Annotated in this window: 18 protein-coding genes and 1 tRNA gene; 5 read left to right on the top strand and 14 right to left on the bottom strand. The window is 67.7% G+C overall.

What is annotated here, in order from left to right; genetic code table 11:
• Positions 1–1,629, bottom strand: a complete 1,629-nt coding sequence (groL, locus tag K2F54_RS09890; protein ID WP_220605700.1) for a chaperonin GroEL — start codon at positions 1,627–1,629, stop codon at positions 1–3.
• Positions 1,630–1,770: 141 nt separating this feature from the next.
• The gene (locus tag K2F54_RS09885) at positions 1,771–2,652 is read right to left on the bottom strand and encodes a DUF3048 domain-containing protein (RefSeq protein WP_308287608.1); all 882 of its coding nucleotides are present in this window, start codon (positions 2,650–2,652) and stop codon (positions 1,771–1,773) included.
• Here K2F54_RS09885 and K2F54_RS19560 point away from each other — a divergent pair.
• The gene (locus tag K2F54_RS19560; protein ID WP_220605698.1) at positions 2,633–2,779 is read left to right on the top strand and encodes a hypothetical protein; all 147 of its coding nucleotides are present in this window, start codon (positions 2,633–2,635) and stop codon (positions 2,777–2,779) included. The two genes, K2F54_RS09885 and K2F54_RS19560, sit on opposite strands and share 20 nt — an antisense overlap.
• A 153-nt stretch (positions 2,780–2,932) precedes the next feature.
• Here the strand turns inward: K2F54_RS19560 and K2F54_RS09875 are convergent, their stop codons facing one another.
• The 3 genes from K2F54_RS09875 to K2F54_RS09865 all read right to left on the bottom strand — a co-directional run bounded on the left by K2F54_RS09875 (position 2,933) and on the right by K2F54_RS09865 (position 4,235).
• Positions 2,933–3,136: a cold-shock protein gene (locus tag K2F54_RS09875; protein WP_088457037.1), complete on the bottom strand. Its 204-nt coding sequence runs from the start codon at positions 3,134–3,136 to the stop codon at positions 2,933–2,935.
• Positions 3,137–3,348: 212 nt separating this feature from the next.
• The gene (locus tag K2F54_RS09870; protein ID WP_220605697.1) at positions 3,349–3,909 is read right to left on the bottom strand and encodes a LytR C-terminal domain-containing protein; all 561 of its coding nucleotides are present in this window, start codon (positions 3,907–3,909) and stop codon (positions 3,349–3,351) included.
• Positions 3,910–3,935: 26 nt separating this feature from the next.
• Positions 3,936–4,235, bottom strand: coding sequence for a DUF3263 domain-containing protein (locus K2F54_RS09865; protein WP_255576945.1), 300 nt, complete (start codon positions 4,233–4,235; stop codon positions 3,936–3,938).
• Between the two features lie 188 nt (positions 4,236–4,423).
• On the opposite strand from K2F54_RS09865, the gene msrB reads away from it, so the two are divergent.
• Positions 4,424–4,825 (top strand): peptide-methionine (R)-S-oxide reductase MsrB, encoded by a 402-nt coding sequence (gene msrB, locus K2F54_RS09860; protein WP_220605695.1) that lies wholly within the window; start codon positions 4,424–4,426, stop codon positions 4,823–4,825.
• Positions 4,826–4,907: 82 nt separating this feature from the next.
• On the opposite strand, the gene K2F54_RS09855 is transcribed toward msrB, so the two are convergent.
• Entirely contained in the window at positions 4,908–5,282 is a 375-nt protein-coding gene (locus tag K2F54_RS09855; RefSeq protein ID WP_220605694.1) for a DUF1304 family protein, read from the bottom strand.
• A 32-nt stretch (positions 5,283–5,314) separates the two neighbouring features.
• Positions 5,315–5,941 carry a sugar O-acetyltransferase gene (locus tag K2F54_RS09850; protein WP_220605693.1) on the bottom strand — a complete coding sequence of 209 codons (627 nt, stop codon included), beginning with the start codon at positions 5,939–5,941 and terminating at the stop codon, positions 5,315–5,317.
• A 110-nt stretch (positions 5,942–6,051) separates the two neighbouring features.
• Here K2F54_RS09850 and K2F54_RS09845 point away from each other — a divergent pair, with 110 nt between their 5' ends.
• On the top strand, positions 6,052–7,407 hold the full coding sequence (locus K2F54_RS09845; protein WP_220605692.1) for a chloride channel protein: 1,356 nt from the start codon (positions 6,052–6,054) through the stop codon (positions 7,405–7,407).
• Here K2F54_RS09845 and K2F54_RS09840 read toward each other — a convergent pair.
• The 3 genes from K2F54_RS09840 to K2F54_RS09830 all read right to left on the bottom strand — a co-directional run bounded on the left by K2F54_RS09840 (position 7,397) and on the right by K2F54_RS09830 (position 8,885).
• Positions 7,397–7,720: a hypothetical protein gene (locus K2F54_RS09840; protein ID WP_220605691.1), complete on the bottom strand. Its 324-nt coding sequence runs from the start codon at positions 7,718–7,720 to the stop codon at positions 7,397–7,399. The two genes, K2F54_RS09845 and K2F54_RS09840, sit on opposite strands and share 11 nt — an antisense overlap.
• Before the next feature lie 89 nt (positions 7,721–7,809).
• Positions 7,810–7,882, bottom strand: a tRNA-Thr gene (locus K2F54_RS09835).
• A gap of 103 nt (positions 7,883–7,985) precedes the next feature.
• Positions 7,986–8,885, bottom strand: coding sequence for a DsbA family protein (locus K2F54_RS09830; RefSeq protein ID WP_220605690.1), 900 nt, complete (start codon positions 8,883–8,885; stop codon positions 7,986–7,988).
• Between the two features lie 280 nt (positions 8,886–9,165).
• On the opposite strand from K2F54_RS09830, the gene K2F54_RS09825 reads away from it, so the two are divergent.
• Together K2F54_RS09825 and K2F54_RS09820 are read left to right on the top strand one after the other, a co-directional pair.
• Positions 9,166–10,263 carry an ABC transporter ATP-binding protein gene (locus K2F54_RS09825; protein ID WP_220605689.1) on the top strand — a complete coding sequence of 366 codons (1,098 nt, stop codon included), beginning with the start codon at positions 9,166–9,168 and terminating at the stop codon, positions 10,261–10,263.
• A 156-nt stretch (positions 10,264–10,419) separates the two neighbouring features.
• Positions 10,420–11,724: a DUF4032 domain-containing protein gene (locus K2F54_RS09820; protein ID WP_220605688.1), complete on the top strand. Its 1,305-nt coding sequence runs from the start codon at positions 10,420–10,422 to the stop codon at positions 11,722–11,724.
• Positions 11,725–11,929: 205 nt separating this feature from the next.
• Here the strand turns inward: K2F54_RS09820 and rlmB are convergent, their stop codons facing one another.
• From rlmB to K2F54_RS09800, 4 genes are all read right to left on the bottom strand, one after another.
• The gene (gene rlmB / locus K2F54_RS09815) at positions 11,930–13,024 is read right to left on the bottom strand and encodes a 23S rRNA (guanosine(2251)-2'-O)-methyltransferase RlmB (protein ID WP_220605687.1); all 1,095 of its coding nucleotides are present in this window, start codon (positions 13,022–13,024) and stop codon (positions 11,930–11,932) included.
• Entirely contained in the window at positions 13,024–14,439 is a 1,416-nt protein-coding gene (gene cysS, locus K2F54_RS09810; RefSeq protein WP_220605686.1) for a cysteine--tRNA ligase, read from the bottom strand. Before cysS ends, rlmB begins: the two co-directional genes overlap by 1 nt.
• A gap of 9 nt (positions 14,440–14,448) precedes the next feature.
• The gene (gene ispD, locus K2F54_RS09805) at positions 14,449–15,681 is read right to left on the bottom strand and encodes a 2-C-methyl-D-erythritol 4-phosphate cytidylyltransferase (protein WP_220605685.1); all 1,233 of its coding nucleotides are present in this window, start codon (positions 15,679–15,681) and stop codon (positions 14,449–14,451) included.
• A gap of 120 nt (positions 15,682–15,801) precedes the next feature.
• Positions 15,802–16,284 carry a CarD family transcriptional regulator gene (locus tag K2F54_RS09800; protein ID WP_220605684.1) on the bottom strand — a complete coding sequence of 161 codons (483 nt, stop codon included), beginning with the start codon at positions 16,282–16,284 and terminating at the stop codon, positions 15,802–15,804.
• Positions 16,285–16,450 lie beyond the last annotated feature (166 nt).

Below are 16,450 nucleotides of genomic sequence, written 5' to 3'. Positions count from 1 at the left end.
TTAGAAGTCCATGCCACCCGAGGGGTCGCCGGCCGGAGCCGGGTTCTTCTCGGGCTTGTCGGCGACGACGGCCTCGGTGGTGAGGAACAGTCCGGCGATCGACGCTGCGTTGAGCAGCGCAGAGCGGGTGACCTTCACCGGGTCGTTGATGCCGGCAGCGATCATGTCGACGTACTCACCGGTCGCGGCGTTGAGGCCGAATCCGACGGGCAGGTTGCGCACCTTGTCGGCCACAACGCCCGGCTCCAGACCGGCGTTGAGCGCGATCTGCTTGAGCGGAGCGTCGATGGCGACGCGCACGATGTTCGCGCCCGTTGCCTCGTCGCCGACGAGGCTCGTGATGGCCTCGCCCTCGAAAGCGGTCTTGCCGGCCTGGATGAGGGCGACGCCACCACCGGCGACGATGCCCTCTTCGACGGCTGCCTTCGCGTTGCGAACGGCGTCCTCGATGCGGTGCTTGCGCTCCTTGAGCTCAACCTCCGTCGCGGCGCCGGCCTTGATGACGGCAACTCCACCGGCGAGCTTGGCGAGACGCTCCTGGAGCTTCTCACGGTCGTAGTCGGAGTCGGTGTTCTCGATCTCGTTGCGGATCTGCTGCACACGACCGGCGATGGCGTCGGCGTCGCCGGCACCCTCGACGATGGTGGTCTCGTCCTTGGTGATGACGACCTTGCGGGCGTTACCGAGCAGGTCGAGGGTGACGTTCTCGAGCTTGAGGCCGACCTCCTCGGAGATGACCTGGCCACCGGTGAGGATGGCGATGTCCTGCAGCTGCGCCTTGCGACGGTCACCGAAGCCGGGGGCCTTGACGGCAACCGACTTGAAGATGCCGCGGATCTTGTTCACAACGAGCGTGGCCAGGGCCTCGCCGTCGACGTCCTCGGCGATGATGAGCAGCTGCTTGCCGCTCTGGATGACCTTGTCAACGATCGGCAGCAGGTCCTTGATGTTGGAGACCTTGGAGTTGACGATCAGGATGTAGGGGTCTTCGAAGACCGCTTCCTGACGGTCGGGGTCGGTGACGAAGTATGCCGACAGGAAGCCCTTGTCGAAACGCATGCCCTCGGTGAGCTCGAGCTCGGTGCCGAAGGTGTTCGACTCCTCGACGGTGACAACGCCTTCCTTGCCGACCTTGTCGATGGCCTCGGCGATGATGGCGCCGATCTCGGCGTCTCCGGCGGAGATGGAGGCCGTGGCCGCGATCTCTTCCTTGGTCTCGATCTCCTTGGCGCTGGAGATGAGCTCGGCGATGACCGCAGCGGTGGCCTTCTCGATGCCGCGCTTGAGGCTGATCGGGTCGGCGCCGGCTGCGACGTTGCGCAGTCCTTCGCGAACCAGGGCCTGAGCGAGGACGGTGGCGGTGGTGGTTCCGTCGCCGGCGACGTCGTCGGTCTTCTTAGCGACCTCCTTGACGAGCTCCGCACCGATCTTCTCGTACGGGTCGTCGAGCTCGATCTCCTTGGCGATGGACACGCCGTCATTGGTGATCGTGGGGGCGCCCCACTTCTTCTCCAGCACGACGTTGCGTCCGCGCGGGCCGAGGGTCACCTTGACCGTGTCAGCGAGGATGTTGAGGCCGCGCTCAAGGCCGCGACGGGCCTCTTCATTGAAAGCAATGATCTTTGCCATATGTGTTTCTCGTCCCTCCCGGACGTTACCAAAACGATGATGGGTTAGCACTCCGAACAGCAGAGTGCTAAACCGATTCTGGCACTCTGGGGTCGAGAGTGCAAGTGAACGGGCGGGGCTCGGCGGCACCGACCGGCCCGGTCAGGGCGTGAGCTCCACACCGCCGTCATCGGCCGGGACCAATTCGATCCAGGTGTTCCCCGGTGCCAGCATGACCTCGTTCCCCACCGCATCCTCCAGGCGGATGGGCGCGTCTGGTCCCGCTTTCCGCCACGTGGCCGGCACCGTCGCGCCACCCACCGACACCCAGGCCTCCCCCGATCCGGTGATCCGGGTGCGGGGCACGTCAGTGGTGCGGTCCACCCCCACTCTGAGCACCACAACGTTGGTGGCGCCGAGGGCCGAGCCGGTGCTGTCCAGGTCGGTGGCACCGTTCTGCCCGCGCAGGTACGAGCGGGTGTCGGGATCCCAGCTCCACTCGCGCTCCTCTGTCGGCGAGAATCTCAGCGTGATTGCGGCCGTCGGCGTCCCTGCGCCGACCGGGGTGGCATCGGCCGCGCTGCGGGCGTAACGGAATTGCGGGTCAGGGGGCGCCAGGTCAGCGTGCTGCTCGACGGCATCCGCCGCGCCCAGGAAGACGTTGTGCGGCGACGGGCGCAGCTCGGACCGGGCGAACAGATCGGTGTCTCCCCGGTCGAAGACCAGGTTGAGCATCCCCGTCTCCTCCATGGCCGCCACGAACCGGGGTTGACCGCCGGAATAGGCGACGATGCCGCCGAGGGAGCTGAGGATGTCCGGGTCCATCGGGCGGATGGAACGGACCGGGCCGACCGTATCCGGCACCTCGGCGTGCCACACCCCGGCGTACCGGGTCAGGCCGCCCTCGACCAACTCCTCGAAGACCAGGTCGGCGCGTTCCAGACCCACCTGCGGGCGGGCGGCCGGATGATTGTCGATCTTCACGGCGAGTGCCGGGCGGCACGCATCCGCCGGGGACAGCGGTGTGCCCCGGAGCGGCGCCACGGCCGTCGTCGGTGAGGGAACCGGATCGGGTGGCGCCAGCGCGCAGCCCGTCATCCCGATGAGCATCGTGATGACGACCGCCGGCACTCCGGCCATCCGCCACGGGGTCATGGTCGTGCTGACATGAATGGGAGGGCCCTGGTCGACGAACGAGGAACAAACGAATCACGCCACACACCGTGACCACCCGGCATCGCTGCGCGGCGGTCACGGTGGTGGCGTGATGATTCAGTGTGCGACCTGACAGCCGCCTGGTGATGCGGGTGTGATCGACGCGTGGTTAGGCCGGGCGGACCGACTCGGCCTGGGGGCCCTTGGCTCCGGTACCGAGTTCGAAGATGACGTGCTGGCCTTCTTCAAGAACCTTGTAGCCGTGCATGTCGATGGCGGAATAGTGGACGAAGACGTCCTGCCCACCTCCATCAACAGTGATGAAGCCGAAACCCTTTTCAGCGTTGAACCATTTGACGGTTCCGTTCGCCATGTGAAACTCCCCTAATGCAGTGTTGTAGTTCGGCACTCACCCGTTGGTGTTACCGGGCCTGGCGCAGTAGCTGCGTCCACCGTCCGCAATGGCGCGCCCTCCGCTGGAGAGCGCTCACACAGAAAATGAGCGACCACTGCAGATGCTAGTGACCATTGCGAATTCCCATAGGGGGTTGACTGGGAGCTTGGATCCCGGTAAGAAACCGCCGGTTAGCCCACCGGTGCCACGTAGTCGCTGCCCACCACGACGGTCAGGGTGGCTCCTGAGCTCGCGAAGACATCCGAGAGGAGAACGTCCGAGCCGGGCAGCAACGCCGCCACACCCCGGGCAGCGCCCTCCTGGGCGGCATCCGCGTAGTACACCGTGGTCGTCGCGACGTCCTCGGTGTCCGCGTTGCTGGTCGCGGCCACGGACCAGCCTGCGCCGGTGAGCAGTTCCCCGACGGCGGCGGCAACGCCGGCACCCGGGGTGCCGTTGAGCACCGTGACACTCGCACTGGGGTCAGTGGTGGGTTCGGCCGTCGGCACCGCTTCTTCGGTGGGTGCCACCTCGTCGGTAACCGCCGGGATGCCCGGAATGGTGAAGTCGAGCCGGTTGTTCAGTACCGACAGCCCGATCGCACCGATCGTGACGAGCACGGCCGTCGCACCGAGCGCCCACCAGAGCGCCACCCACCGCCGGCCCTTCTTCGTGGGAGCCCGGTGTGCCCCCACTCTGTCGAGGTGGTGCGGGAGGTCGTCGAAGCGGTCTTTCGGGTACGAAGTGGGCATTGTCAGTCTGGTTCGATCCTCGTTGGTTACTCGATGGGGCGGATGGCCCGGTGCGACCGGGCCAGGGCCCTGGCGTCACGCATCCGCTGCAGTCGTTTGACCAGCATGGGATCGTGGGCGAGGGCGAGGGGGGAGTCGAGCAGGGCACCCAACAGTTGATAGTAGCGGGCGGCCGAAAGACCGAACTCGGACCGAATTGCCTGTTCCTTGGCGCCGGGGTGCGACCACCAGCGCCGTTCGAAGGCGAGCACGGCCTCGTCGCGCGGGGTGAGCGACCGAGCGGCGACGTCGTCGCCCTCGCTCGTATCGTGCCCGCTCGTCGCCATACGCGTCATCCTATTTGCCGGGCACTGGGTTTTCGCTGACCGGCGCAGCCTGTCGCGACGACGGCATTCGTGCGCCGGGGAGTGAGAATCGCCTGACAGTGCCCGCCACCCGGGAATGTCCGTGGCACCGGGCGAGTTTAGGCTGGAGGCAGTCGCCTGCCGCACACGAAGGATCGAAAGGACGCACCATGGACTACGAGGTCACCAAGTCTGACGCCGAATGGAAGGCCGAGCTTTCCGCAGAGCAGTACGCAGTGCTGCGTGGAGCAGCCACGGAAAGAGCCTGGACCGGTGAACTCCTCGATGAGGGCCGGGCGGGTGTGTACACCTGTGGCGCCTGCAACGCCGAGCTATTCAAGAGCGGCACCAAGTTCGATTCCGGTTGCGGCTGGCCCAGCTTCTACGAGTCGGTGCGCCCAGAGGCCGTTGAGCTCCTCGAGGACCGTTCGCTCGGCGTCCTGCGCACCGAGGTGCGCTGCGCTGCCTGCGGGTCGCACCTGGGTCACGTGTTCGATGACGGTTTCGGCACGCCAACGGGCGACCGGTACTGCATGAACTCGATCTCGCTCAACTTCACCCCCGGCGAGTAGTCCCGCTGCAACTGTTCCCGCTGCGGACAAATGCGCCCGGTACGCCGGGCGCATTTGTCCGTTCGGGCAACAGTTGGGCCGGTCAGTACGCCAGCGCGACCACGATCACCAGGATCGGCAGCCCAGCCTCCGCGATTCCGCTCTTCCACAACCGCCGGTCGGTGATCACGAGCACCGGCCCCATGACGATGTGCAATGCGCACACCGCGAAAATCAGGGTGCGACCCACAGTCTCCTCGATGGGCAGCAGGATGACGCCCAGGATGCAGGCCAGACCGACGAGGATGTTCTCGACGCCCACGTTGACCACCCACAACCGAACGGCCTTCATCTCATCCGGTTTGATCAGGAACATTCCGTAGAAGCGCGGATTCTTGTAGAAGAAGGCCTCCAGCGTGCCGACCCCGATCAGAGTCAACCCCTGCAGAACCGCGAGTACCTGGGCGGCGGCGTTCATGCAGCCAGAATAGGCCCGCCATCGAGGCAGGCCTAGCCCATGATCCCCCGGTCCTCCGGTCCGATCGCGCGAACCACCCTGGCCGGATTGCCGGCGGCGATGACCCCGGCCGGAATGTCCTTGGTGACGACAGAGCCGGCGCCGATGATGCTGCCGGCACCGATGGTCACGCCGGGGCAGACCACCACGTTGCCGCCCAGCCAGACGTCATCCTCGATGACGATCGGCGATACCCGCTCATATCCGGCCCGCCGTTCGTCCGGGTCGATAGCGTGAGTCGGGGTGTACAGGCGGGCGCTGGGCCCCACCAACACATTGGCGCCGATGGTGATCTCCCCACCGCCGAGGGTGAGGAAGTCGGCATTGATGAACGTGTTCGCGCCCACATGCAGTCGGGAGCCGTAGTCCAGGTACATCGGCGGCCGGAAGTCGACGCCGTCACCGACCGTGCCGAGCAGGCGCTGGAAGAGGGCGTGCGCCGCGGCGCGGTCGTCGTCGTAGAGGGCCGTGATCTGCCGACAGGTGCGCTGTGTACTCGTGGTCAGGTCGGCGAGCTCCGGCCCATTGCGGTACCGGTACCACTCCCCCGCCACCATCTTGTCGAATTCGGAGCGGACGGGAGTCGGGGGCGTTTTGTTGTCTGTAACCACAAAAGCCATGGTAGTCGACTGATCGGTGTCGGGTCGGGCCTTTCGGCCTTGCGGCGCGGGCGGCCCCGGGCCAGCGTGGGCTGCACATCCCCCGCCCGCAAGCCGGAGAGGACCGAGACATGCAGGCGCACCCCGACCCGTCGGCGCCCGGCACAGCCACCCCCGACCCCCTCAGCATTATCCGCTCGCGGGGATACCTGCGCATTCTGCTGTTGGCCGGCCTCATCGGCGTCCCGGTGTCAGCCGTGGCGTACGGCTTCCTGGCACTGGTCGACTGGCTGCAGGCCTACCTGTTCACCGAGCTGCCCGGCATGCTGGGCTTCGACGCAGTGCCGCTCTGGTGGCCGCTGCCGCTGCTTACCCTGTCCGGGCTGCTGGTCGCCCTATCCATTCGGCAGCTGCCAGGAACCGGTGGGCATTCACCGTCGCAGGGTTTCACAGCCGGCGGCGTCCCGACAGCCGCCGAGCTGCCCGGGGTGGCACTGGCCGCACTCGCCACGCTGGCCCTCGGCGCGGTCCTCGGCCCCGAGGCCCCGCTCATCGCCCTGGGAGGCGGGTTGGCCGCCCTGACGATCCGCCTGATCAAGAAGGACTCCCCGCCCACGGCGGTGACCGTGATCGCCTCGGCCGGGAGCTTTGCCGCCGTCAGCACCCTGCTCGGCTCTCCCCTGTTGGGCGCGTTCCTGTTGATGGAGGCATCCGGTCTTGCCGGGGCGATGCTCGGAATCGGGCTGCTCCCGGGCCTGCTGGCGTCGGGGATCGGCTCCCTGGTGTTCGTCGGGCTGGATTCGTGGACCGGGCTGGGCACGTTCTCGCTGGCCATTCCGGATCTGCCGGCGTTCACGACCCCCACCCTCGCGATGTTCGGCTGGGCGCTGGTACTGGGGCTTGCCTGCCCGCTCCTGGCCTGGGGCATCACCGCGGTGGCCCGCCTGGTGCGCCCCCTGGTGCACGCGCACCGGGTGCTGGTTACACCGGCGCTCGGAGCGCTCATCGCCGGGCTGGCAATCGGCTTCGCGATGGTCACCGGTGAGGACACCGCCCAGGTGCTCTTCTCGGGCCAGGCGGCTCTGCCCGCCCTTCTCACCGCGGGCGCGGCCTGGCCTCTCGGAGCCATCCTGTTGCTCGTCGCGTGCAAGTCCCTGGCCTACGGCTTGTCATTGGGCGCCTTCCGCGGCGGGCCGGTTTTCCCCGCCATGTTCCTCGGAGCCGCTGTGGGTGTCGCCGCCTCGAACCTTCCCGGTCTCGAGCTGGTTCCAGCCGTGGGCGTGGGAATCGGCGCCATGTGCGTGTCGATGCTGCGCCTGCCGCTGACCAGCGTGTTGTTGGCCACGGTGCTCCTCGCCAGCGACGCCACCGCGGTGATGCCCCTGGTTATCGTGGCCGTCGTCACGGCCCACGTGCTGACCGGCCGACTGCCGGATGCGACGGGTCGGCGACAGCCGGGCCAGGAGCCGCCGACGGCTAGAGCGTGATCGTCTCGACGTTCTCGCTCAGTCTCGCGGTGGGGCCGTGGACCATGGCGGCTGCGGGTCCCGCCCACATCCGCTCGAGAGCGGTCTTCATCGCCTCGGCGTCCGCGCGGGCCTCAAAATCCAGGTCGATCCACACCGCGTTCGGATCAGCCACAGTGCGCAGGACTCTGAACGCGGCGACACCCGCGGCCCGCCGGTTGAGAGGATCGGAATCGAACATGCGCTTCCACTGGTCGTAGTCGCCGATGGTGTGCTCGATGTGCAGAGTGAACATGAGGTTCTCGATTCCGCCGGCGCGACGGCTGGCCGGCACGCGGTCAGTGTAGACCGAGCGGGCCTGACGGTGAACCTCACGGGCCTTGATGACAACCGCGGCGTGCTCACACGGAATCGACGGGAGAGGGCCGGCCACGGGACTTGAACCCGTAACCCCCACTTTACAAGAGTGGTGCGCTACCAATTGCGCCAGGCCGGCATGAGACCGAACGAGCAGCCTCGAGCATTCATCCTAAATCACCCTGGCACCCACTCGCGACGCAGACCCGTCGCGATCCTTCGACCTCGGCGCGACAATCCGGCTAGCCGGCGGGTGCCGGGTCCGCGGTGGAGTAGGTTTCGCTCGCCGCCTGGAGGACGAAAGCGGCGAATTCCTTCGGGTCGTCGAGCGCTCCCACGTACTGCTTCCCGTTCACCAGCACGGTCGGCGTGCCGGTGATCGCCTCGAGCGTCGAGTTCGGGATGGGGCCGCTGAGAGCCCGGTCGGTCGCCGCCTTGACCCAGGACCGGTAGGTGGTCTCGTCGATGCACTCCTCGATCGAGGAGAGCCCGGTGGACACTCCGGCATCCCGCACGAGGGCCTTGAGCTCCTCATCGCTGAGCCCCACCGTGCCCTCGACGGGCTGGTCGGCGAACAGCGCCGCGTTGACCGCGAAGAAATCATCTGGTGACCAGTTCGCCACACATGCCGCCGCATTCGCGGCCCGCAGCGAGTACTGCGTGCCGGCCGACTTGCTGGTCAGAATCGAAATCGGGTGAATCTCCAACGTCGCGGCCCCTGCCTCGACCCACTGCGAGATCTGGTCACTGTTGTTCTTCTCGAAGGTTCCGCAGAACGGGCAGAGGTAGTCGAGGTACACGCGGATGTCGGCAACGGCACCCGACGCATCCGGAAGGGACGGCACCAGGTCGTCATCGGGCTGCAGGGCGGGCGTGGTGACTGCGGCAAGCCCGGGTCCGAGCAGAATGCCGTCGCTGGCCATGTTCTTCGGGCCAGGACCGGCCGGCTGCACGGAGTTGACGATGATCAGGACGATGGCGGTGATGACGGCGACGGCGACAACCCCGATGCCCCCCTGCAACAGAAACCGATTGCGGCGGTCACGCTTCTTTTGCTGAACCCGAAGCTTCGCGGCCTTCGTGCGTGCGGCGTCTCGGGTGGTCTTCGCGGGACGAGAGTCGCCTGGGCCGCCAGTTGTCATGGATGATCGCTCCGAGTCGAGGGGATTTGCTCGCGCAAATTGCGCGCCAGCACTCCAAATAGTAGGACCCGAGTCTGGGAAATGACCAACCGGTGCACCGCCGCCTCACCGCAGGCACAGCGCCATCTGCGACCGAGCTCGACCCCGATTCAGCGACTCCGCACCGGCGACGTGCCATACTGGGTACGTCTTGCGCCGGTGCTGCACCGGCTGGAGACGTAAATCCCATCACAACGGATCGTCCGGCACGTACCTGCCGGTGAAGGAGAATAACGAAATAATGGCTTCAGTAACCTTTGACAAGGCCACACGCCTGTACCCGGGCTCCACCCGCCCGGCAGTCGACCACCTCGACCTCTCGGTCGCCGACGGTGAATTCCTCGTCCTGGTCGGCCCGTCCGGCTGTGGTAAGTCCACGTCGCTCCGCATGCTCGCCGGCCTCGAAGAGGTCAACGACGGCGACATCTTCATCGGTGAGCGCAACGTCACCGACGTTCCCCCGAAGGACCGTGACATCGCCATGGTCTTCCAGAACTACGCGCTGTACCCGCACATGACCGTCGCAGAGAACATGGGCTTCGCGCTCAAGATCGCCGGCGTCAACAAGGACGAGCGCGCCGCCCGCGTGCTGGAAGCCGCCAAGCTGCTCGACCTCGAGCCCTACCTCAGCCGCAAGCCGAAGGCACTCTCCGGTGGCCAGCGTCAGCGCGTCGCAATGGGTCGCGCCATCGTGCGTCAGCCCCAGGTGTTCCTCATGGACGAGCCGCTGTCGAACCTCGACGCCAAGCTGCGCGTGCAGACCCGCACCCAGATCGCGTCGTTGCAGCGTCGCCTGGGCGTCACCACCGTCTACGTCACCCACGACCAGACCGAGGCGCTCACCATGGGTGACCGTATCGCGGTCCTCAAGGATGGCGTCTTGCAGCAGGTCGGCACCCCGCGCGACCTGTACGCCAAGCCGAACAACGTCTTCGTTGCCGGCTTCATCGGCAGCCCGGCCATGAACCTGTTCCTGGCCGACGCCGTCGACGGTGGCGTCAAGTTCGGTACCGCCACGGTCCCCGTCTCCCGCGAGACGATGGCCGGAGCCAACGGCCCCAAGGTCACCATCGGTGTCCGGCCCGAGGACATCCAGCTCTCCACCACGCAGGGCGAGGGCCTCGCCGTCGAGGTCGACCTGGTCGAGGAGCTCGGCGCGGACGGTTACCTGTACGGCCACTCCACCGTCGAGGGCAAGCGCACCGACATCGTCGCCCGCGTCGATGGCCGTTCGCACCCGTCGGCCGGCGACACCGTCTACCTGACGACCACGCCGAACCACCTGCACGTGTTCAACGCGGAGTCCGGTGCCCGTCTCGGCGGCGCCGTCACCGACTAAGTTCCCTCACGACAAACTCGACCGCCGGCACTTTCGGCGGTCGAGTTTGTCATATCGGCGCCCGGATGCCCGTCGGCGCCGTCTTATGCGTTTCCGCGCCGAATCCGGCCGGGACGGCTGTGGCCCTGACGGGCCTTCGTCAAAGTTAGGCTCCTCATGAGCGGTTCCCTCAACATCACCTCCGCCACGGCCGACCCGGCCCTGCTCGATCTTCCCTGGAACGTTCCCCTGGACGCCTGGCCGAACGAGAACATCGCGTCGCTGCCTAAGGGACTCTCCCGGCACCTCGTGCGTTTCGCCCACCTCAGCGGTCGGGTCGTCGCCATCAAGGAGACCACCAGTGAGATGGCCAAACGCGAGTACGAGATGCTGCGTACCCTCCAGGGGCTCGAGGTTCCCTGCGTGGAGCCCCTCGCGGTGATCACCAACCGCACCGACGAAGACGGTGACCCGCTCAACTCGGTCCTGGTGACCCGGCACCTCAAGTTCTCCCTGCCCTACCGGGCGCTGTACTCCCAGGCGCTGCGGCCGGACACCGCCACCCGACTCGTGGACGCGCTGGCCCTCCTGCTCGTGCGCGTGCACATGGTGGGACTGTTCTGGGGCGACGTGTCGCTGTCCAACACCCTCTTCCGCCGTGACGCCGGCGCCTTCGCCGCCTACCTCGTCGACGCCGAGACCGGTCAGCTCTACCCCGGCGGGCTCTCGAACGGGCAACGCGAGAATGACCTCGAGATCGCCCGCGTCAACATCGCCGGCGAACTGATGGACCTCGAGGCCGGCGGCCGGGTCGCCGACGAGCTCGACCCGATCAACGTGAGCAACGGCATCGTCGCGGCCTACCGGCTGCTTTGGAAGGAGCTCACCGGCTCGGAGTCCTTCGCCAGCAGCGAGCGTTGGCGGATCACCGAGCGCGTGGAACGCCTCAACAATCTCGGGTTCGACATCGAGGAACTCGCCATCAAGACCGACGAGAACGGCACGACGGTGCGCATCCAGCCCAAGGTCGTGGACGCCGGTCACCACCAGCGCCGCCTACTGCGCCTCACCGGCCTGGACGCCGAGGAGAACCAGGCCCGCCGCCTGCTCAACGACCTCGACTCATACGGGGTGGCCTACGGCAACCCGGACGCCGACGAGGAGATGATGGCCCACGAGTGGCTGATGCGTGTCTTCGAACCCGTTGTGCGGGCCATCCCGGGTGACCTCAAGGGCAAGCTCGAACCGGCAGAGGTGTTCCACCAGCTGCTCGACCACCGCTGGTACATGGCCCAGAACGCGAACCGGGACATCCCGCTGGCCGAGGCCGTCACGTCGTACGTGCAGGATGTGCTCCGTCACCGCCGCGACGAAGCCACCGTGATCGACCCACCCACCACCCCGATCGACGTCCAAGAGCTCGACGACGAGGAACTCGACTCCGAGAGCGCCGACGCCGACGACTGGCGTTTGAACGTCTGATCCCGCCCCTGCAGCTCCGACGAGTTGCGCCATAATGCCCCTTCAGCCGCGCTGAAGGGGCATTTTGTGCGTTCTCGCGAGAGACGGATGCGTCGGATGTCTCCTTCAGACGCTCCCAGGGCACTGTGCGACCTCCCGCACGCACGAACGGCGCAGACCCACCCCGAGGGAGGATCTGCGCCGTTCTCACCCGCTCTGCAGGTGTTTAGCCCTGGGCGGCAGCCTTCGTCGCGGCCTTCGCGGCCACGGCGACAGCGCGCAGCTTGGAGATCTCGTACAGGGTGACACCGGCGGCGATACCGGCGTTCAGCGACTCGGTGGAGGCGTTGATCGGAATCGACACGATGGCGTCGCAGGTCTCGGTGACGAGGCGGGACAGGCCCTTGCCCTCGCTGCCAACGACGACGACGATCGGACGCTCGGCGTAGCCGATGCCGAGCTCTGGCAGCTCGGTGTCGCCGCCACCGTCCAGGCCGATGACGAGCATGCCGCGCTCCTTGAGCGCCTTGAGCGTCTGGGTGAGGTTGCTCGCCATGGCGACGGGCAGACGGGCGGCCGCTCCGGCCGAGGTCTTCCATGCCGAGGCGGTGACGCCCACAGAGCGACGCTGCGGCACGATCACGCCGTGGCCGCCGAACGCGGCGGTGGAGCGGATGATCGCACCGAGGTTGCGCGGGTCGGTGATGCCGTCCAGGGCCACGAACAGCGGCTTGTGACCGCGGCTGATGGTGAGGTCGAGCAGCTCAACCGGGTGCGCGTACTCGTAGGCCGGCACCTTGAGGGCGAGGCCCTGGTGCACGGCGTCCTTGCCCGCGAGCCGGTCGATCTCGGGGCGCATGACCTCGAGGACCGGGATGTTGCGGGTGGTGGCGAGCTTGAGAACTTCCTTGACCCGGTCATCCATTTCGATGCGCGTGGCCACGTACAGCGCAGAGGCGGGGATCTTGGCACGCAGCGCCTCGAGCACCGAGTTGCGGCCGGTCACGACCTCGAACTCGGCATCCGACTTGGCCTTGCGGGTGGACGAGCCGCCTCCGCCGGTGTTGCCTGTGCTCGCGCTCCGGCCGGTGCGCGGGGCGCCGGAGCCGCCGGGGGCGCGGCTGCGTCCGCCGCCGGCCGCGGCGAAGCGGTCCTTGGCTGCCTTGGCCTTGCCCGCGGGGTGGTACGGACGGTCCTCGGCCTTGGGGGTGGGCTTCTTGCCCTCGAGGGCCTGGCGCCCCTGTCCGCCGGAGCCGACCTGAGGTCCGCGGCTGCCCTTACGCACCGCGCCGGTGCGCGACTTGCGATCTGTGTTCTTCATCAGTCAAAACTCCAATGTGCACCCGACGGGGTGTCTTCGATGGTGATGCCGGCGGCGACGAGCTCGTCCCGGATACGGTCTGCGGCCGCGTAGTCGCGGTTGTTCCTGGCGGTCTCGCGGTCGTCGAGCAGGCGCTCCACGAGGGCGGTGAGGGCCACCATGGCGGGTTCGTCCGTGGCCACGGCCCAGCCGGGCGACAGGGGGTTGATGCCGAGTACCTCGCTCATGGCGAGCACCTGGCCGCGGGCGGCCGCGGCGGCATGCAGGTCCTCGGCGTCGAGGGCCGCGTTTCCGGCGCGCACGGTGTCGTGCAGCACGCCGAGCGCCTGCGGAACCGCGAGGTCGTCGTCCATGGCCGTGGCGAAGTCATCCGGCACGATCTCGACACCCGACCCGGCGAAGCGGGTGTCGGCCAGGCGCCGGTCGGCGCGGTCGAGGAAGCTCTCGATGCGTTCGAGGGCGGCTTCGGCCTCGGCGAGGGAGCCTTCGTGGAAGTCGAGGGTGGACCGGTAGTGCGCCGCACCGAGGTAGTAGCGCACGACGATGGGGCGGGCCTGTTCGAGCAGTTCGGCGGCGTACACCGAGTTGCCCAGCGACTTGGACATCTTCTGACCGTTGGTGTTGACCAGGCCGTTGTGCACCCAGTAGTTCGCGAAGGCGTCTCCGGCCGCGGTGGACTGGGCCAGTTCGTTCTCGTGGTGCGGGAAGCGCAGGTCGAGTCCGCCGCCGTGGATGTCGAACTGCGGCCCCAGGTAGCGAGCGGCCATGGCCGAGCACTCGATGTGCCAGCCGGGACGGCCGGCGCCCCACGGTGACGCCCAGGCCGCCGAGGCCGGCTCATCGTCCTTGTGGCCCTTCCACAGGGCGAAGTCGCGGGCGTCGCGCTTGCCGCGCGGGTCGGCGTCGGTGGCGGCTTCCATGTTGTCGGGGTTCTGCCGGGTGAGGGTGCCGTAGGCGGGCCAGCTGGCGGTGTCGAAGTACACGTCGCCGGATGCGTCTGCGGCCGGGTAGGCGTGCCCGGCGTCGATCAGCCGACCGATGATGTCCTGCATCTCCTGCACGCTCGCCGTGGCGCGCGGCTCGTAGGTGGGGGCCAGGATGCCCAGCTTCTGGTAGCCGGCGGTGAACTCGAGTTCGTAGCGGTAGGCCAACGCCCACCACTGTTCGGTCGTGCCCTGGGCGTTGAGCAGGATCTTGTCGTCGATGTCGGTGACGTTGCGCACGAAGGTGACGTCGTTACCCCGGTAGCTGAGCCAGCGGCGCAGCTGGTCGTAGACCAGGGCGCTGCGCAGGTGGCCGATGTGCGGCGAGGACTGCACGGTGGGTCCGCAGACGTAGATTCCCACCTGGCCGGGGACGATCGGCAGGAAATCGCGAAGGGTCTGGGCCTTCGAGTCGTATAGTCGCATGCTCACTGGTCCAGTTTAGGCGAGGGTCGCTCGGATGCTCGGGTAGAGGACCGCGGTGGCCAGTGCGGCGATGCCCTCGCCGCGCCCGGTGAAGCCCAGTGCGTCGGTGGTGGTGGCCGAGACCGACACCGGGGCGTGCAGGATACCGGCGAGCAGATCCTGGGCCTCCTGCCGGCGTGGGGAGAGCTTGGGGCGGTTGCCGATGACCTGCACGGTGACGTTGCCGACCCGGTAGCCGGCCTCGGTGACCAGGCGCAGGGTCTCGGTGAGGAACACCGCACCGTGGGCGTCGGTGAGACGCGGATCCGCGGTGCCGAAGACCTGACCGACGTCGCCGAGGCCAGCAGCGGCGAGCAGGGCATCGCAGATGGCGTGCACGGCGGCGTCTCCGTCGCTGTGCCCGGACAGGCCTCGCTCCCCCGGCCAGTGCAGGCCCACCAGCCAGAGCGGGCTGGTGTCGTCGAAGGCGTGCACATCCAGCCCGGTGCCCACCCGCGGGTCGGCGGATGCCGGTGCCACGACGCCGTCGCCGAGCAACAGCTCGGCGCGGCGCAGGTCCCAGGCCGTGGTGACCTTGAACGCCATCGGATCGCCGGGGATCGTGCTCACGGGGTTGCCGGCCGCGGCGACCAGGGCCGCATCGTCGGTGAGGTCGCGGGCGGCGGCATCCGTGGCGGGGAGGGCGTCTGCCCACGCGAACGCGGCGTAGAGCATGGCGCGGGGGAAGCCCTGCGGGGTCTGCACGGCGGAGAGCAGCGACCTGTCGACGGTGCCGAGGATGCTGCCGGTCTGATCGACGTTCTTGATGGTGTCGACAACGGGCAGTCCGGGCACGATGCCGTGGCCGGTGGTGCGCACGGCGGCAACCACGGCGTCGATGAGCGCGGGCGGGGTGAGCGCCCTGGCGGCATCGTGCACGAGCACGACGGTGACGTCGGCTCGCACCAGCGCGAGGCCGCGCGCGACGGAGGCCTGCCGGGTGTCTCCGCCGGCGACGACGTCGAGGTACCCGGCGGCTCCCCCTGCGACCCGCTCGGCGATGGCGCGGGCGTCGGCGAGTTCGGCGGCGGGGGCCACGACGATCACCTGCGCGGGTTCGGTCAGGCCGAACACGCCGGTGAGGGCGTGCTCGAGGATGCTGCGGCCGTGCAGCGGCACGAACGCCTTCGGGCGGTCACGGCCGAGCCGGCTGCCGCTTCCCGCCGCGACGACGATGACCGCGACGGCGGGCTGCGGGTATTCAGTCATGTCTGGAGGCTATCTGGTGCGGCGCCGTGAAGCGTGGTGAGCGGGGCTGGGGGCGGTCGAGTCTGGCGGGGAACGTGCGAAAGGCGGCGCCGCTGGGCGCCGCCGGTCGCAGATCACGGGTTACGAGGCGAGCACCTCGTCGAGCACGCTGGATGCCCGGTCTTCGTCGGTCTTCTCGGCCAGGGCCAGTTCGGAGATGAGGATCTGCCGCGCCTTTGCGAGCATCCGTTTCTCTCCGGCCGACAGGCCGCGGTCCTGATCCCGGCGCCACAGGTCGCGCACGACCTCCGAGACCTTGATCACGTCGCCACTGGCCAGCTTCTCGAGGTTGGCCTTGTACCGGCGTGACCAGTTGGTGGGTTCTTCGGTGAACGGGGCCCTGAGCACCTCGAAGACCCTGTCAAGGCCGTCCTGGCCGATGACGTCGCGCACGCCGACAAGGTCGACGTTCTCGGCGGGGACCTCGATGGTGAGATCTCCCTGGGTGACGTTGAGCTTCAAATAGAGCTTTTCTTCACCCTTGATGATGCGAGTCTTCACCTCGGTGATGGTCGCAGCGCCGTGGTGGGGATAGACGACTGTTTCGCCAACTTCGAATAGCATGTATTGATATCCCTTCAGCAACGTCTATGATACCACCCCTCTCCGCCACCCTCCCGGATGAGTATGCGCCGACCCGGCCTACGCGCCGTGGCCGGTTCCTTCCGTAAGGTAAACTCGACCCAAATCTGCAGCGTTCACGCCACTTTCGGCTGAACGCTGAACTCTT

It is taken from the genome of Cryobacterium inferilacus (assembly GCF_019599185.1).
In the GTDB taxonomy this organism is placed as follows: domain Bacteria; phylum Actinomycetota; class Actinomycetes; order Actinomycetales; family Microbacteriaceae; genus Cryobacterium; species Cryobacterium inferilacus.
The sequence above is the reverse complement of the archived record's forward strand: the minus strand, read 5'-3'. Positions and strand labels throughout refer to the sequence as shown.

Coding starts and splice junctions, on each gene's coding strand:
- groL (WP_220605700.1), bottom strand. CDS start 1,629: ATGGCAAAGATCATTGCTTTCAATGAAGAGGCCCGTCGCGGCCTTGAG.
- K2F54_RS09875 (WP_088457037.1), bottom strand. CDS start 3,136: ATGGCGAACGGAACCGTCAAATGGTTCAACGCTGAAAAGGGTTTCGGC.
- K2F54_RS09870 (WP_220605697.1), bottom strand. CDS start 3,909: ATGCCCACTTCGTACCCGAAAGACCGCTTCGACGACCTCCCGCACCAC.
- K2F54_RS09865 (WP_255576945.1), bottom strand. CDS start 4,235: ATGGCGACGAGCGGGCACGATACGAGCGAGGGCGACGACGTCGCCGCT.
- msrB (WP_220605695.1), top strand. CDS start 4,424: ATGGACTACGAGGTCACCAAGTCTGACGCCGAATGGAAGGCCGAGCTT.
- K2F54_RS09855 (WP_220605694.1), bottom strand. CDS start 5,282: ATGAACGCCGCCGCCCAGGTACTCGCGGTTCTGCAGGGGTTGACTCTG.
- K2F54_RS09850 (WP_220605693.1), bottom strand. CDS start 5,941: ATGGCTTTTGTGGTTACAGACAACAAAACGCCCCCGACTCCCGTCCGC.
- K2F54_RS09845 (WP_220605692.1), top strand. CDS start 6,052: ATGCAGGCGCACCCCGACCCGTCGGCGCCCGGCACAGCCACCCCCGAC.
- K2F54_RS09830 (WP_220605690.1), bottom strand. CDS start 8,885: ATGACAACTGGCGGCCCAGGCGACTCTCGTCCCGCGAAGACCACCCGA.
- K2F54_RS09825 (WP_220605689.1), top strand. CDS start 9,166: ATGGCTTCAGTAACCTTTGACAAGGCCACACGCCTGTACCCGGGCTCC.
- K2F54_RS09820 (WP_220605688.1), top strand. CDS start 10,420: ATGAGCGGTTCCCTCAACATCACCTCCGCCACGGCCGACCCGGCCCTG.
- rlmB (WP_220605687.1), bottom strand. CDS start 13,024: ATGAAGAACACAGATCGCAAGTCGCGCACCGGCGCGGTGCGTAAGGGC.
- ispD (WP_220605685.1), bottom strand. CDS start 15,681: ATGACTGAATACCCGCAGCCCGCCGTCGCGGTCATCGTCGTCGCGGCG.
- K2F54_RS09800 (WP_220605684.1), bottom strand. CDS start 16,284: ATGCTATTCGAAGTTGGCGAAACAGTCGTCTATCCCCACCACGGCGCT.